Annotated in this window: 12 protein-coding genes and 1 pseudogene; 3 read left to right on the forward strand and 10 right to left on the reverse strand. The window is 47.2% G+C overall.

Going from position 1 to position 16,569, the window contains the following annotated elements; genetic code table 11:
* Positions 1–644: 644 nt before the first annotated feature.
* Complete coding sequence (locus IEY34_RS31500; RefSeq protein ID WP_189019533.1) at positions 645–2,651, reverse strand: serine hydrolase domain-containing protein; 2,007 nt, start codon at positions 2,649–2,651, stop codon at positions 645–647.
* Positions 2,652–3,046: 395 nt separating this feature from the next.
* Here IEY34_RS31500 and IEY34_RS31505 point away from each other — a divergent pair, with 395 nt between their 5' ends.
* Positions 3,047–4,855 (forward strand): helix-turn-helix transcriptional regulator, encoded by a 1,809-nt coding sequence (locus IEY34_RS31505; protein ID WP_189019534.1) that lies wholly within the window; start codon positions 3,047–3,049, stop codon positions 4,853–4,855.
* Between the two features lie 217 nt (positions 4,856–5,072).
* Here IEY34_RS31505 and IEY34_RS31510 read toward each other — a convergent pair whose 3' ends face one another.
* Complete coding sequence (locus IEY34_RS31510) at positions 5,073–5,963, reverse strand: AraC family transcriptional regulator (RefSeq protein ID WP_189019535.1); 891 nt, start codon at positions 5,961–5,963, stop codon at positions 5,073–5,075.
* Positions 5,964–6,080: 117 nt separating this feature from the next.
* Here IEY34_RS31510 and IEY34_RS31515 point away from each other — a divergent pair, with 117 nt between their 5' ends.
* Positions 6,081–7,211: a Gfo/Idh/MocA family protein gene (locus IEY34_RS31515; RefSeq protein WP_189019537.1), complete on the forward strand. Its 1,131-nt coding sequence runs from the start codon at positions 6,081–6,083 to the stop codon at positions 7,209–7,211.
* A 90-nt stretch (positions 7,212–7,301) separates the two neighbouring features.
* Here the strand turns inward: IEY34_RS31515 and IEY34_RS31520 are convergent, their stop codons facing one another.
* The 6 genes from IEY34_RS31520 to IEY34_RS31545 all read right to left on the reverse strand — a co-directional run bounded on the left by IEY34_RS31520 (position 7,302) and on the right by IEY34_RS31545 (position 12,924).
* Entirely contained in the window at positions 7,302–8,132 is an 831-nt protein-coding gene (locus IEY34_RS31520) for a metallophosphoesterase family protein (RefSeq protein ID WP_189019539.1), read from the reverse strand.
* A 25-nt stretch (positions 8,133–8,157) separates the two neighbouring features.
* Positions 8,158–9,174 carry an ABC transporter ATP-binding protein gene (locus IEY34_RS31525; protein WP_189019541.1) on the reverse strand — a complete coding sequence of 339 codons (1,017 nt, stop codon included), beginning with the start codon at positions 9,172–9,174 and terminating at the stop codon, positions 8,158–8,160.
* A gap of 1 nt (position 9,175) precedes the next feature.
* Positions 9,176–10,036, reverse strand: coding sequence for an ABC transporter permease (locus tag IEY34_RS31530; protein WP_189019543.1), 861 nt, complete (start codon positions 10,034–10,036; stop codon positions 9,176–9,178).
* On the reverse strand, positions 10,033–10,875 hold the full coding sequence (locus IEY34_RS31535; RefSeq protein ID WP_189019544.1) for an ABC transporter permease: 843 nt from the start codon (positions 10,873–10,875) through the stop codon (positions 10,033–10,035). Before IEY34_RS31535 ends, IEY34_RS31530 begins: the two co-directional genes overlap by 4 nt.
* The gene (locus IEY34_RS31540; protein ID WP_189019546.1) at positions 10,862–12,067 is read right to left on the reverse strand and encodes an extracellular solute-binding protein; all 1,206 of its coding nucleotides are present in this window, start codon (positions 12,065–12,067) and stop codon (positions 10,862–10,864) included. The genes IEY34_RS31535 and IEY34_RS31540 overlap by 14 nt, the downstream gene beginning before the upstream one ends.
* Positions 12,068–12,195: 128 nt before the next feature.
* Positions 12,196–12,924 (reverse strand): GntR family transcriptional regulator, encoded by a 729-nt coding sequence (locus tag IEY34_RS31545; protein WP_189019548.1) that lies wholly within the window; start codon positions 12,922–12,924, stop codon positions 12,196–12,198.
* Positions 12,925–13,158: 234 nt separating this feature from the next.
* Between IEY34_RS31545 and IEY34_RS31550 the strand changes: the two genes are divergently transcribed.
* Entirely contained in the window at positions 13,159–14,238 is a 1,080-nt protein-coding gene (locus IEY34_RS31550; RefSeq protein ID WP_189019550.1) for a GGDEF domain-containing protein, read from the forward strand.
* Between the two features lie 767 nt (positions 14,239–15,005).
* Here IEY34_RS31550 and IEY34_RS31555 read toward each other — a convergent pair.
* Positions 15,006–16,229: an amidohydrolase gene (locus IEY34_RS31555; RefSeq protein ID WP_189019579.1), complete on the reverse strand. Its 1,224-nt coding sequence runs from the start codon at positions 16,227–16,229 to the stop codon at positions 15,006–15,008.
* A 53-nt stretch (positions 16,230–16,282) separates the two neighbouring features.
* Positions 16,283–16,384, reverse strand: a pseudogene (locus IEY34_RS38195) (ankyrin repeat domain-containing protein); the annotation flags it as partial.
* Between the last annotated feature and the right edge of the window lie 185 nt (positions 16,385–16,569).

Here is a 16,569-nt window from a genome sequence, read left to right on the forward strand (position 1 = left end):
TCGGTTTCTTTGGTACTATGCAGCTATCCGACTCCCTGCGCACCGTTTGGCATTCTCCTTTTTGATCAGTTGTTTGCCATACTCTCATGTGTTTTCCTAACGAGTACTCCTTCATGAAAGAGTCGCTGGGTCTCCCAGGTTCCCGTGTAACCATTGTGTAGCATGCCTGGCTCTATGACCCCGGGGAAGCTTGATTCCGCTAACCACTTTTTTTTTTCTTTCGCTAAATCAAGTGTTGCCTTCCAGTGTACGCAAACTGTCGGCCTTCCCATTGCAACTATTTTCGAGGCTCCATCACTTTCAGGCCTACTGCCTAACTGTCTACGCTTAGCACCCGACATTACTGGCGGCAGCCCAAGACTCGTTATTGGTGGCATGGCTTTTGCCTTTCCAAGCAGGAGTTCCACCTGCTAAATTACACGACTTTACCGCGGTCGCTCGCGCCCTGTAGTTCCTCCAACCTCGCGATAATGACACTTTTGGCTATAATAGCGCACTGTAGTTCCCTCCGCGTGAAGCAGCTGGGACAACTCCTCGATCACTCCAAAACTATAAACTCTGGCGTATAAATACACCCCATAGGGTTCATAACATAGAGGTATTCTCTGTGTTTATGAAACGATGGGGTGTTTTGTTGTTTGGTATTATTTGTTCTTAATTGGTAACGCATAGTAACCAAATGCAAGATCAAGTAAAGCACTCGCTTCTTGACGAAGCAAAGGTTGCTTAGAACGGAAATCTACAGAGCCGTCCGCTTTTACTTTGGTATCTGGGTCTATAATGCCTTGAGACACTAGTGCGGTGATCGCATCAACCGCCCAAGAATCCGTGTCACCCGTCAGCTTGATATCCGTTGCGGGTTTGGCTTGTTTTAGAATTTGAATCATAACCGCTGCGATTTGCCTTGTAATCGGGGCATTACGATCAAATCCAGGTACGCCAGACTCGATCATTGCTTTGTTATCCGCAAGGGTATCATTAAATATATGCCATCCATTGGCAAGAAGAGCGACATCCATAAACTCACCTTGGGTCATTGTGCCGCGTGGCTCGAAGAGGTTGCCTGATTTAGCGCTTATAACATCAAAAGAATGCAGATTGTCGATGTAGGTTTTATAGATACTGTCATTAGGTACATCTGCGAATGCTGGCTTCGCATGAACCTTACGAGAATCAGAACCAAAATCTAAGGAATTGGGGTTCGTGTAATAGAAGTATTCAATCTGATCTTTATGATCTTTCTTGAAAGCCAATTTGTTACCAGACTCATCTTCAAACAATAGGGAATTTACCATTTTTAAGGTATGCTTGCCGCTAGTTCCTGTCTCCATAAGCAGGTTGCCATCTGCATAAGTAAAGTTGGATTTCAAGGCATAAAATCGGGTATTTTGATATGATCCCACGTATTTAGTCGCGTCTGACGCACTCAAAGGGATATAAGTGCTTTTTTTTGACGTTCTTTCGTCTGGGAAATAATGATTCATGAAGGCCTCAAGCACTTCTAAGCTCATCATCGTATCATTGTTATAGGACATATAAAAAGCGGTGTTTTTCTCTGGCAATAAAACGACCAATGATTGATGACCTGGCATGTTTCCTCCCTTGAGGACGACATGGTGGCCATTCATGAGATCATTCCGATAGCCTTCAAATCCACCAACGGTCGTCATAGGAATCGATTTGTCGGCGAATACCGAGTAGGTTTGCATCTGCTCGATTGTTTTCTTGCTAACGATTTCCTTCCCATCGAAGGTACCCTGTTGCTGAAACATGATCAAGTACTTAGCCATGTCCTCTCCTGTTGAAAGGATACTGCCCTGTGGTCCATCCGTTGGGGCTACTCCGATTGCCGGGTGAGGCGCACCGTCTGCACCGTAATGTGTGGCCATTCTGGCTAGTAGCTCAGGGGTGAAACGAGAGTTAGTGGAGTTCATGCCTAATGGCTTGAACACGTTCTTTTCCATATACTGAGGGAACGGTATACCGCTTACGGTTTCTACGGCATAACCAGCAAGTAGGAAAGCAAAATTGTCGTAGGTATAAGCTTCTCCAGGCGTTCGAACGACTGTTGGCATATGTTCTGTCATAAACTCTTTCATGGGAATGACCTGATTCACATACTCAGGTCCAGTAATGAGTGATTTATCCGGATAATCAAATCCTGCTGTGTAGGTCAGCATATCGTACATGGTTAACGGTTTATTCGTTTTATTCGGTACTTTCATGCCACCCAGATACTCGGTGATATCGTGCTTGAGATCGATCTTTCCTTTTTCTGCAAGCTGCAAGGCCGCTAAGGCGGTAAATGTCTTCGAAACGGAAGCGATTTGGAAAACAGTGTCTTTATCTACAAGTGTCTTCTTTTCCTTATCGGCATAGCCGTACCCTTTATTGACGAGCACTTTTCCGTCTTTGACGACTACGAAATTAGACCCGTTGACATTATATTTCTTCATCTTTTCCGCAAATACAGGGTCTATGAACGCTTCGATTTCTTTAGAATCTTGTGGACCCTTCGCGCTTACCTTAGTCGTTGGTTGAGATACGGCATTGTTAGGTGTGGTAGTGGGATCCTGCGCTGAACAAGCGGTAAAAATAGTTGAAGATAATAGTAAAGTAGCGAGAGAGAGATTGCGAGTCATTTTATGCATAGCTTCATTCTCCTTTAAATGGTTGATAGTGCCTTCGTTGATCTCCATTCCGGCATGTGCTAAATGATGTTTAGGATTCCTCCTTTGGCTTGTGTTCTGAATGGACAACACCCCCTGAGTATTGCAAACAGGCTGTCATCCTAGCAAGTTACCTTGTGTCACCTCTTCGTATCCTGCCTTTTAAATCGTTTGCTGATCTGTCATATGACATTTTGACACTAGCTGTCTTGAGAGTTGGTGGATTAAACTACAGACGAATAAAGGGGTTCAACAAACGTTGCAGGCCAAAGATGAGCTTATGGATCGGCGTAACTGGAGCGCAATCTTTTGGTTGGGTGGAGGTTGTTCTATAATAGTTAGGCAACTTAGGGAGAAGTTTGGAGGAGGTGACTAATTTGTTTGATATGGTAAAACAGTGGTTCTGGTATGACTGGATTATGCTGATACTTCGGCTTATAATCTGTATTTCCCTCATTTTTACTATGTTTGAGGTGCAGGAACAGTTGACTTTACCCTTGTGGGGAGCTGTTTTCTGGGAGATTATCGCTTTTTCTGTGCCTTGGCTGATCTTGCTGCTTAACTTTCGCTATTATCTCGTTGCAGAAATGATTTTTTCCGGTGGCATATGCTTGTACTTAAGCTTTTTATTCCCTGAAGCATATCTTGTCTTTTTGATGCCTGCATTCATGATTGCAGCCAATAGTGCCCAAAATTCATATCGTTGGTCGGGACCCATTACCATCCTCGTTATTCCAATATTGATCAATGTGGTCTCTATTCAGAGCAATCCTTGGTTAACAATCGCCCACACCGGACTGGTTTATGCGATAGGTTTTTCTTTTCATCTACTCATCGTGAATCATCGGCAAAATGAGATTATCCGTGATCAAAATACCGTTTTAGAGCAGTATTTATCCCAAATTGAGCGCGTAACGCTTCTTGAAGAGCGCAGCAGGCTCTCCAAGGATCTGCACGATACAGTAGGACATTCTTATACGTCGATCATTATGGGTTTGGAAACTTTGCGACCTGAGCTTTCGACAAAGCTTGGCGAGGACAAACTTAATTCTTTGCTGCATTTGGCGCGTAGGAACATGGATGAAGTCAGAGGATATGTACATCAAATGGACTCGCCGCAAGACAGGCTGCCGTTGGTGCAATCATTGAAGCAGCTGATCGATGAGTTTCAGGCAAACTCCAAAGTCAACGTTCGCTTTAGAGCCTTGGGAGACGAATGCTCGTTACCTAAACAGACCGAAATGACCTTTTATCGCTGCCTGCAGGAATCGTTAACCAATGCGGTCCGTCATGGTCATGCAACGGAAATTGTAGTTACCTTGCAATTCGAGCAGCGCCAGACGCGACTTGAAGTGCAGGATAACGGTCAAGGAGCCGAGAATTTGCAGGAAGGCTTCGGATTGACGGCGATGAAAGAGCGAGCTTTTAATCTCCAGGGGCAAATATCTGTCTACTCGGAGCTAGGCGAAGGAACCGTCGTTACCTGCACATTGCCAAGGCAAATGGAGCTGCCTGACCAAGTTATTCGGTTGCTCCTTGTTGATGATCAGCCATTCATTCGGGAAAGCCTTCGAATCCTCTTGGAAGGGCAGCGAGATCTGCAAGTGGTTGGTTTGGCTGAGGATGGCGGGCAGGCTGTGGCTATGTGCGAGCAGGAGCAGCCGCAAGTGGTGCTGATGGATTTGGACATGCCGAATATGGATGGTATTTCGGCTACCAAAATGATTAAACACAAATGGCCAGACATTCGCGTTCTGATCCTGACTACTTTTCAGGACAAAGAAAAAGCGATTGAAGTGCTGCGAAGCGGAGCAGACGGTTATTTGCTGAAGTCTATGGAGCCACGCGAATTGGCGGAAACGATTCGCCTCGTCCATCGGGGGGGCTCAATCATCGCCAAGGATATGTCGAAATTGTTTGAGGAGCTTGACATGCCTCAGATGGAGACAGAAACTCAAAGTGCGGAAACGAAGTCAATGGACCCCTATGGGCTAACATCGCGGGAAATAGAGATTTTAGAGTTGGTAGCCAAAGGGTTTCGCTATAAGACGATCGCCTCCAGATTATATTTATCTGACGGAACGGTGAGGAACTATGCTTCAACGGTTTATCTCAAACTGGGTGTACGCAATCGAGAAGAAGCGGTGCAGAAGGCTGTGGAAGCTGGACTTCTCAAAAGAACTTAAGGGGTGGTAAAAGAGGCACCTAACCGCAGAATCGGCTGTTGGGAGAAGCTAACTGAAAAATTGAACTTCCCAACTGTTAGACATGCTCTAACAGTGGAGGTCCATTTTCTTTACGACCAAATTAAAAGGTAAGCGGTATGCTTTCCACGGACAATTGGGGTTTCTTCTTTTTGCTTTTTGTTTTCTTATCACTGGGAGCATGAATACCTTTTTCGCATTACTCTACCTTCTCTATGCGGCTTCTGGCCTTCACGGACTTGGCGTATTCCGAGGGGCTCATCCCACTTACTCGTTTGAAAGCTTTGGAGAAATAATGAACGCTGCTGAAACCAAGCCGCTGAGCTATTTCTGTGAAATTATGCACATCTTCGCGAATGGACACTTTGGCCTTGTCGATTTTCAGCCGCATGAAATATTCCTTAATGCTTTTACCGGTATGTTTAGCGAACAAGTCTTTCAGCTTCGTTTTGGCTACATGAAATTCATCACTGATCTCGGTTAAGGTAATTTGGGCATCCAGCCGCTCCTCCAGGAAATGGATAATGGCTGTCACAAGCTGGGCTTCATCCTTCTCCTTAGGCAGGAAAGACAAGGACTGATTATTCTCTTGATGCGTCTTCTTGCGCAGCAGCAGAATGAGGAATATTTCCAAATAATTTTTCAGCAGCTGCTCACTGCCGATCTCCGCATTCTTCTTGCGGGTCAAGGGATATTTAAAAGGAAAGACGAACGTGTTGGCACCCTCCTCAATAATTTGGGCAAGCAGATTTCTCTCCTCATCCTGAAGCTGGAACACCTTGTTCTCAAACTGCTCCATCGCTTTCGAGTAGCAATCAAACGTGATGACAATCACATTCGGCGCTCTTCCATGCGTGGCTGTAAAGCTGTGAAACTCATTCGGTTTATGAAAAATCAGTGAGCCCGTCTTCAGCGTATGACTGGTTGTATCCGCAATCACTTCGACTTCGCCCTTATCCACATAAACCATTTCCCAAAAGTCATGACTCTCACCGGAGAAAACATAATCTTTGCCAAACTCAAAATAGTACATTGTAATGATGCTGCGGATTTCTATCGTCAGATTTAAGTAAACACGTTCCAGCTCCATTAGCATGGCGTCCTTTCATTCAAAAAAGCAAAAAACTCGGCTTTGATGACAAATCTATCTGCAATCCTCCTCTCTATAATAGAAAATAGTTCAACAACTGCCAAGGAGGAAATGAAAATGAAATTAGGGGTCATTGGTTACGGAAACCGCATTCAGGATGTCATCACGAAAATTATGAAAGAGGACAATGCTTGCCACATTGCGGCAATTTCCGATATCAGAAAGCATGAAATCCAGCAGGAGCGGCTGCCTCAATTGATGGATACCCTCTTCTATGATACACCAGAGGAAATGATGGCTTCGACGCAACTGGATGGCATCCTCATTGGGACACGGTGCCTGCTGCACACGGAAATGGCTTTGAAGGTGCTTCCGACGGGCATCCCTTTATTTCTTGAAAAGCCGGTCGCCACAACGATGCAGGATCTACGCCGTTTAAAAGCAGGCAATGACCATTACAAATCGCCTGTCGTCGTGTCTTTTCCCCTGCGAGTGACTTCCATCGTCCAATGGGTCAAGGAAATCGTAGATTCAGGCAAAATCGGCACGGTCGAGCACGTGCAAGCCATCAATAATGTCCCTTACGGAGGCGTCTATTTCCATAACTGGTACCGGGATGAGTCGTTGACAGGGGGCTTGTTTCTGCAAAAAGCGACCCACGATTTCGACTACATCAATCATGTGCTTCAGATGCAGCCTGTCAGCGTATGCGCGATGACATCCAAGCAAATTTTCAAAGGCGACAAACCAGCAGGTTTGAAATGCGTGGACTGTACGGAGAACAGAACGTGTGAAGAAAGCACCGCTTTCGCTGAGCCTGACATTCGTGATCGCTGGGCGTACTGCAGCTTCGCCAAGGATACCGGCAACGAAGACTCCGGAAGCGCTCTCATTCATTATGAGAACGGCATGCACGTTTCGTATTCACAGAACTTCTTCGCGCGTAAACAAGCCGCCTCGCGTGGCGCCCGCTTCCTTGGTTACAAAGGGACGGTGGAATTTGATTTTTTCACGGGCAGCGTCAAGGTCTTCATGCATCATACCTCGCGGGTCGAGACGTATGAAATCGATGCTTCGCAGGATCACTTTGGCGGCGACCGCATGCTAGCCAGTAATTTCATCGAACTCATGCAAGGTCGGAACACATCCATCAGTACGCTCGATGATGGACTCATCAGCGCGCTGCAATGCCTCAAAGCGAGGAAATCGGCGGAAACTAGAACGTTTCAAACGATTGATTGGTCGTAACGATTGACTGGTCGTAAGGCCAAAAAAACAAAGCGGCTGTTTGGCAGCTGCTTTGTTTGGTCTGTTAAGAAGTGGGGTCTAATACAAAGTTTAGTAAGACAGGAGCTTCACTTCCAGAAACCTGTCCTTTTCTTCGCCATTTGCCGTCACGATAGGTTCCCATCCCGGTATATTGGCATAAACAATCTCCATGCAGTTGGCCAGTTCGGCATCATCTATAGCAACAAGATCAATTCGAACCGCACCTTCATGCAGCTCAACCCTGCGGAAGGCCGGAATATCCAGACAGGCTGCTGTCTGAATATAAAACCAATTATCCTCTTGCACAATGGAATTCACATGGTTATGTCCGCAGAAGTAGAATCCTTGTCCCTGCTTCTTGTTCAGAACAGCTCGAATATCCGTTCGCGGGTCAATCGACATCATCTCCATGGTTGAGCGTGCCGTCGTGCCATATACCGGATGGTGACCAAACACCAAAACCGGCTTATTCCCTGACTTTGCGAGCTCATCTTCCAACCATCTTAGCTGATCCTCATCCAGCTCCCCGCCCCAGTCATCCCGATTCATTTCTTTGGTCGTATCGAGAATAAGGATATGCGCATCATCTCGCTCGATGGCCTGATACCGCTGGTGACCGACGATTGCCATAATGTCCGATTTGGGAAGCAAATAAGCGTCATGGTTCCCAATCACCGGTAGAAAGTGACTGACATTGCCGCCGATCCACTGCAACATGTGATCAAACTCTTCCGGCACTCCCTCATGGGTGAGGTCCCCCAGTGAAATATGATAATCTGCTTCCAATTGCACAAAATGATGAATCATAGCCCTGTAGAACTTATCTCGCGCCTCCAACACTTCCTCAGAACCGCCATTCATCAGCGAATAGTGCAAGTCTCCCATCACGATTAATCGCATGGATAGCTAGCCTCCCCTCTATCTGTTAGATGTCAAACCAATAGGCTTTCTCACATGGAATTTTGACGGTGCAGGGACCCGCCTGAAGAAGCGCATCATCGTCAACAAAGATGTGTTGGCTTTCAATTTCTACCATATAGCGGTAATAGGACCCCATAAATAAATGATGGCGAATAGTCCCCTGCAGCACATAATGACCGTTCTCTTCCCGAACCTGCTGCTTGCCTTCGTCATCTCGTTGAACTTCAACATTTGATTCAATAAATGAGTCTCCTGAGCGAATTACAACTTTCTGACGTGTACCTTGTCGATGAAGTGTGAGCGTGTGGCTTTCTCCCAGAAATTGAGCCGTAAAATACGTGGAAGGCTGGCGATAAATCTCTTCTGGCGTGCCCGCTTGTTCAACCCTGCCCTCGTTCATAACAATCACGTAATCAGCCATCGATAAAGCTTCTTCCTGATCATGTGTCACATAAACGGCTGTAATGCCAAAAGATTGCTGGATGCTGCGAATCCCGACCCTCAGCCTTTGACGTACCTTCGCATCCAAATTGGATAAAGGTTCATCGAGCAGCAGCACCTCAGGCTGCACCACTAACGCTCTGGCTAGCGCAATTCGCTGCTGCTGTCCGCCGGAATATTGCTGCGGATAGCGGACCGCAATGTCGGACGTATCGATTTCTACCCGTTCCAGCACTTCATGCACGCGAGCTTCCCGATCCAGCTTCGCCACTTTTTGCAGCTTCAGACCATAAGCGACATTGTCGAATACGCTCATATGCGGCCAAAGCGCGTAATGCTGAAAGACCATTGCCGCCTTCCGCTGCTGGGGGGACGTATGTGTAACGTCCTGGGAGCCGAATAAGATGCGCCCCTCATCAGCCGTCAAGAATCCAGCCAGCGTCCTGAGCAGCGTCGTTTTCCCGCATCCGCTCGGCCCGACAATGGCTGTTAACCCACCTTTGGGCAGGGCTAGGTTGATATCTGTGATCCCCCTCTTTTTACCGTAACGCTTGTTCAAGCTTTGAATGGTGATGCCCATCTTAAACCCTCCCGAATGCAGCCAAATATTCTGAACGCATAAACCGTTGCAAGAAAAATAACAAGATGATTCCCGGTACCATCAACAGCACTGAGGTGACTGAAGCGACCTGCATCTCGTAGCCATTGGCAGCGTTATACATAAAGACAGGCATCGTAATATGAAATGGCGCGCCAATTAATAAGCTGCCAGTGAACTCATCCAGCGAATATAAAAACACTAATAACGAACTCGCGATAATCCCAGGGGCAGCCATCGGCAGCACCACATGAAAAAACGTGTACACTTTCCCGCCGCCGAGCATATACGAAGCCTCTTCCATCGATTCCGCTACAGATTGAAACACAGATACCAGCGTCCATACCGAGAACACGATAGCCCCCACCAAATGAATCAATGTCAGACCCGTCAACGTGCCTACCAAATCAAATCGATAGAGGAAAACCATCGCATTCGTGAAGACTGGCAGCTGTGGAAAAGCCTGAGGCAGCAGAAACAACAGCAGAATCACATGCTTGAAAGGAAGCCGGTTGCGAGCAATGAGATAAGACAAAGGGACGGTCAGCACCAAACAGAGCAGTGTGACCGTAATGGCGATGGCGAAGCTCAGGCCCAGCGAGGAGAGCATTTTACCCTCAAATACTTGATGCCAATACTTGAATCCCCAAGCGCTTGGGAACGGGTGCGGCCAGAACCATTTCTCCGCCAGCGACCACAGAATAAGGCTCGACAGCGGCCCAAATATGAAAAATATCGACACGGCATACAACAATAATCGACGCGTCATACGGGCGAAGGGAGGCTTCCTGCCTATTAGATTATGCGAGCTGCTAGCAGCAGCTGCCGAAATGGATTTGCTCATTTCTTCGACAACCCCTTCAGGTAGTAAATGGCAGCTCCCATAGAAGCCACATAGGTAATAACGCCAATCGCATTCGCTAATCCGTAATTATGTTGATAGACACTTTGATGATATAGATCCATCATTAGCATTTGATGCCCGCCCGCGTTACCCAACATAGCAGGAATCGAGAAGCAGCCTAGCATCGAGGTGAAGGTTAGAACAGCCATAACACCAATGCTGCTTTTGTTCATGGGAACGAGGAAATGCCAGATCAGCCTGAGCTTGCCTGCCCCCATCCCCCTTGCCGCTTCCAGCATCCCTTCATTCACGGAGCGGAAGCCGCCAAGCACCAGGAGCAGAGCCAAACCAAGATTTTTCCACACCAAAGCGGCAACAAGGCCGAGCGTTGAGAATGCAAAGGATGGCAGCATATCCGGATTGAACCAGCCCGTTATGGCAATGGCGGAATTCAGCGTGCCATGCGGAGCCAGAAATACCCGCATCGCATGCCCTACGACAACGAACGGAACGAATAGCGGAATTTTAAAGATAAATTCCAGTACAGGATAGGCGCCTAAGCGCAGAAATCCGCCGATCATCGCGGTGCATCCGATAAGCAAAACTAAACTGACCGCACACACCCACAGCGTAAACAGCAAGTCGCCACCATAGAGCGAAAAGGCCTCTACATAATTCGCAAGCGTCCAAACCTGCTCCTGGGAGCGGAGGCTGGACAGGAAGGAGAGAACAAACGGGTACATGAAAAGCAGCGCGACAACGGCAATAGCAGGAGTGGCGAGTCCCACTCCTGCTGCTTGATGCCATAAGACGTTGGAATGTGAATTAGTTTTTCTCATATGCCGTTTTCAGATGGTCGAAGTAGGTATTGATGGGAAATGACTGACCACGTTTATTCAAGTCCTCTGCTGTAATATCCTTGAACAACTTTTTCTTGCCTTCCTCGCTAACCTTTGGAAGCACTGCTGTTGCGTCAATGCCTGGATACCAGCTATTTTTCTCTACGATCACTTTCGCTTGCGTTTCAGGAGAGGTCAACAAATCAGCATACTTTAAAGCGGCTTCTTTGTTCTTGGCATTTTTGGGAATCACCACATACATCGGTTGACCTGGTATGCCGGGATCGAGGATTTTCAAGCCATATGCAGGGTTCATGCGTCCTTCGCTCACCCATAAGTTAAACATATCGACCCATACAGGTCCCATATCGATTTCACCACGGTTCAGCATATCGAGCGTACCGTTATTGCCGTTCGTGTAGGTAACAGGAAGCGCTTTGAGCTCCTTCATAATTGCCGGCCATTTCTGCTCCAGTGACGCATCAAACGGGCCTTCGCTCAGCTTTTTGTAGTCGCCTGATTTCCAGTACGTATACGCAGTGGCAAAAGCGACGCCACTCGCGCCATTCTGGATGCCGTTATAGCCAAAACGCTTGGGATTCGCTTTGATCCAAGTCGTTAGATCCTCGATGTTAGCGGGGAATTGTTTCACTTTATCCGGGTTATAAGCAAGAGCAACCTGACTATGGAAGAGCGGAATTACATAACCTTCGACATTGGTGCCCAGGCTGTTTTTGCTGTCAGGCGAAACAACATACTGTTTGTTCGCTGATTGCGGCACCCATTTATCCAATAGGTCATTATCAATCAACTGCTGCATACCGCTTTGATGCACAATCGCAAGGTCGATATCCCACTCTGTCTTGCCTGCCTCTTTTTGAGCTTTTAATTTTTCAAATATTTTTTGCGTGCCAGCGTCCCCTGCACCTGTATTCACGACTCGAACTTGAGATCCGGCATACTGCTTTTGGAAATCCAAAGAGACATTCTTCTCCTGAAGATCCGTCATGTTCGTATCCCCAGCCGTTGCCAAATTGATTTCATATTTCTTAGGTGCGGCAGTAGTCGCAGTTGCTGCCGTCGTTCCATTCGTGACTGCTGCCGTGCTAGTCGCAGCCTCATTGGTTCCGCAACCAGCCGAAACTATTGATGTAAACGTCAGAATACACAGTACGTTCATTAATTTCTTCATAGTCCCCATCCTTTTCGAATTTCTGAAATGTTGTCTAGACATCTTCAATTCCTATTATGGATGAGCTTTATTAACGGTCTGTCAACTATGTACGAAGAAATTGTTAAGTTCATCGATTCTGTCTGGCCTTACCTCCGACGATTCACCCAGAATTGGAACACATCGTTACGGTAATAATCGTAGGAAAATAAGACAGGCATATGCTTTTGATCAAAGTGGATTTGCTTCATCATGAGGACTGTTGTGTCTTTATTCACTTGAAGCTTGCGGCAAATCGGATGGGAATGATGAGGAACGACCAACTCCGCATTGGCAGCGGTCAGCTGAATACCGCATTCGACTTCCAGAAAGCGAACCAAGGAGCCGATCAGCGGTGTTTTCTGAAAAGCCTGCTCAACCAAGGCAAGCGGCATGATATTCACATTATGCGCAACAGGCTCTTCATTAGCCGTTCGCGTTCGTTCATTAATGATAACAGGCGTCCCCACTGGAATTTTCAAATAGTGTGCCCATTCCTCCTGACAAGGTTCCGTTCGCACAAATTGCTTCAATTGGCCTTCCACTAATCCCGCGGAACGGATGATCTCTTCCGTCGAGATGAATTTATCGATACTGCTCGGAATGGAGTTCAACGGCCGACGCACAAAGCGTCCAACCCCTTTCCTGACATCCAGCTTTCCCTCCTGCTCCAGCTGCTTCATCGCAGCGCGCACGGTTTCCCGGCTCACTTGAAATTGGCGAGCCAGCTCTATTTCCGGAGGCATGCGATCGCCAACTTTGAGCTGACCGCTTTGCATCAGCTCGTCCAGCGTTTCCTTAATGATAATATACTGACTGACTTTCGCCTGATTTTCCATGAAGGTGTCCTCCTATCCTTGTTACCCCCTATTATAGCAAGCAGGGAAGTCGGTTGAAACAGCCAAACAGGGCCGCCCTCCAGGCCATTCACCTGATGGGCAACCCTTTATTTTACAAGCATCTGCAGCCGTTTCATCCCCATCGGAAACCTTGGCGGCATAAATAATTTACTACATTAACGAAATGATCGTATCTATGGTAAAATTGACACAAAAAGCATATTCAGGTGATCAATGATAACGAATTTAACAAACAGCGAAACAACTTGGGCCCGCAAAATATGGATTTCCTATTGGTATATCATCGGGGTACAACTTCTGGCTCAACTTTTCTCATATCTTTTTTTACCTTACGACGCTCAGGTTGTGGAATTTTACTACTATGTCCTCCTGTTCCCGACCTTGAAAATGTCCGCAACTGTAGGTCTGGCCTGGATAGTCAACAAATATTTCCGAAAATATTCCTTTCACACCTTAGTAGTCGCAGGGACGATTCTGGCAATCCTAATCATTCGGCTTAACACAGATATCCGGATCATTTCCGCCCTGTTTTTACTCCCAATACTCGTATCCGTCATTTTTTATCGAAGTCGATTAACCTTTTTCTCCGCAATTTTGCAACTGCTTGGATTTATCTTATTGTACATCGGGGATGAGAGTTACCGGAGCCACTTATCAGACTTTGATCTGGTTGCGATCCCCTGCTTTATCGGCGCCTGCACCCTGCTGGCCATAAACATTATGAGCCGCGGTCGTGAGCTGCAGGAAGCTTTGCTTAAGACAATGACGGCCAAACAAGAGTTAATGATTCAATATGCCATTATGCGCAAACAAGCCCAAATCGACTCGCTCACTCATTTATACAACCAAGCATCCTTCTATGAACATTTCGATATGGCGCTGACTTACAGCGGGGAGCGCAGCTCCTCATTTTTCCTGGCTTTACTTGATATCGACAACTTCAAAACCATCAATGATACTTTCGGCCACTTGATCGGCGATGTTGTTCTTTCACGCGTTGCGCAGATCATTAAGGAAACGATCTCGTCCAACGATATTGCCGCACGTTACGGAGGCGAAGAGTTTGCGCTTCTATTGTTTGAGACCGACGTTGCGCGGGCCATCAAACTGGTTGAGACGATTCGAACCACCTTGTCCAGTACGAAACATGAGGAAATGGGCGGCAAAGTCGTCACCATTAGCATCGGCATCACAAGTTACGAGCCTGGGATGAGCAAAGAAACCCTTTTTGAGAAGGCTGACAAAAAATTATATAAGGCCAAAAATTCAGGCAAAAATAGAACCGTGACTTAGTCCGGTTCTGTTTTGTGTTCGCTGTAAGGCTGTTTTGCAGCCTTACAGACTCGATTTCATCGGCTGCCTTCGCTGTAACGCTGTTTTTCAACCTTATATGCACCTGATTCAATGCTGTCGTGCACAAGTTCCTGCTGTAAGGCTGTTTTGCAGCCTTACAGACTCGATTTCACCTGCCGCCTTCGCTGTAACGCTGTTTTTCAACCTTATTTGCACCTGATTCGATGCTGTCGTGCACAAGTTCCTGCTGTAAGGCTGTTTTTCAGCCTTACAGACTCGATTTCACCTGCCGCCTTCGCTGTAACGCTGTTTTTCAACCTTATTTTCTCCTGATTCGATGCTGTCGTGCACAAGTTCCTGCTGTAAGGCTGTTTTTCAGCCTTATTCACTCCTGATTGGCCTCTGGCGTGCGTAAGTTAACGCCTTCGGAGTAAATTTGTTTAGGTGCGCGGAGTTGTACAGACGGTTGGGAGAACGCAGAGTGTAGCTGGGAGAGTAAGTAGCTGAATATTGGGCGATGCGGTATTGCGCCCATAGCTATAGGGATCAACGATTCGCTATTTGTGACCAAATCGGCTGTTTTCTCGTGTCTGCGGATCGTAGATACTCTATTCCGCCTAATTCGGTCTATTTCGGGGGCCGAACCGCGGAATAAGGGATCGACGTTGCGCGAGTGGCCCCTTTCTCGCGGATCTCATTCAAATAAGGGATCATAGATCCCTTCGGAGTAAGTGTTTAAAGTGCCTGCGTTGTACAGGCGGTTGCACCTAAACCGAACCGCTCACCAGTCGGCCTTGATACCAAACCGCTCGACGCTCAGCTCTTCGCGCCACCGCTTCTGCCGAGCAGCTGGCATGCACCAATACAAAGCTTGCCGCATCGCCCGCCTTTGGCCACACTTGCTCGCCTTCTTGATTAAGTGGCGTTATTCCGCCTGTGATGAACCCCAGAGACTGTGACAATGATCTTTCATCATTGTATCCATACAATTCTGCGAACCGCCCGGCTTTCTCCAGTTGATCGCCATTTCCGAACGGAGACCAGTGATCCGTCAGGCTGTCTGTGGATAACTTCACTTTGACCCCTTGCTTATGCAGCATGGGCAGTGGCATCGTGGTTCTTCCAATGGGCACCGTCGATGCAATGGACATGCCGAGCGCAGCCATCCGGCTAGCTAGTTCTTCTGCTTCTTGCTTGGGAGCACTGGCGAACCAGAAGGCATGGCTTACAGTAACTTTGCCCTGCAATCCAGCTTCTTCAGTCAAATCAGCTAACCGCGTCAGCGTTTGCTTCCCCGCTTCGTTTCCATCATGCAAGTGAAGGTCTATGCCAGCGTGATGGAGAACAGCCAACTCGACCATGGTCTGGAGCGATTTCTCAATGTCCCCGTCCACCGTATATGGATCTACCCCGCCAACATGCGTGACTCCCTCTGCCAAAGATTGCTTGACCAGCTGCACCGAATCCGATCGAAGCAGTCCATGCTGCGGAAAAGCTACAATTTCAGAAGAAATTTTGCCAGAGAATGTATCCAGTGCTTGCTTGGTTGCCTCTAATCGCCGAAGTCCGCTAACAGGCTCGATATTGCAATGACTCCGGACATGTGTAGCGCCAAACCTCTGGATGAGCGTCAAAATGCTTTCTGCTTGCTGCTTCGCCAAGGGCAAAAGTTTAGGCAGTAATACTTTCTCCTCCTCAATCCGTTCGAAAATGCTGGAAACTGGCTTCACCGCTTTCCACGGGGCATCGAAATACGTTTTATCCAAATGAATATGGGCCTCCTCGAAAGAAGGAAGCAACAACATCGCGTTGCAGTCGTATTTGGGCAGATGACTCCGCAGTTCCGTTTCCGTTCCAATCACTTCAGCAACAGAACCGTCCTCAATTCGGATATGAAAAAGCCCTGTTTTCGTCCCAGCCACTTGCCCATCTTCCTTAATATAGCCTTGTTCTAATCTTACGTTCGTTAGCCAATAAGAAGCATTTAACATTGTCATCACGCCTTTTCCCCAAATATCCATATCGGTATTAGTTAAGCACCTGCATCTATATACCCATGTTCCGAAGCTGGTATGAGCGCTGTCCCGCCATAGCGGTTCGTAATCGCCGGATCTGCTCCGGCATCGATCATTAGCTGGTTAATATCTGCTCCATTTTGAATCCATTGTAGAACTGTATCCGTATCTCCGCTCTCTGCTGCGCGAAAAAACGCTAGATTCATTAACACCACATCCTCTTTGTGCGAGTCTTCTTCTCTATGGTAACATAGACATTATCGAACGAAAAATATACATAAAGTTCATTTATCAAACGTTTATCGTTTGGATATTA

The organism is Paenibacillus marchantiophytorum, assembly GCF_014640555.1.
In the GTDB taxonomy this organism is placed as follows: Bacteria; Bacillota; Bacilli; order Paenibacillales; family NBRC-103111; genus Paenibacillus_E; species Paenibacillus_E marchantiophytorum.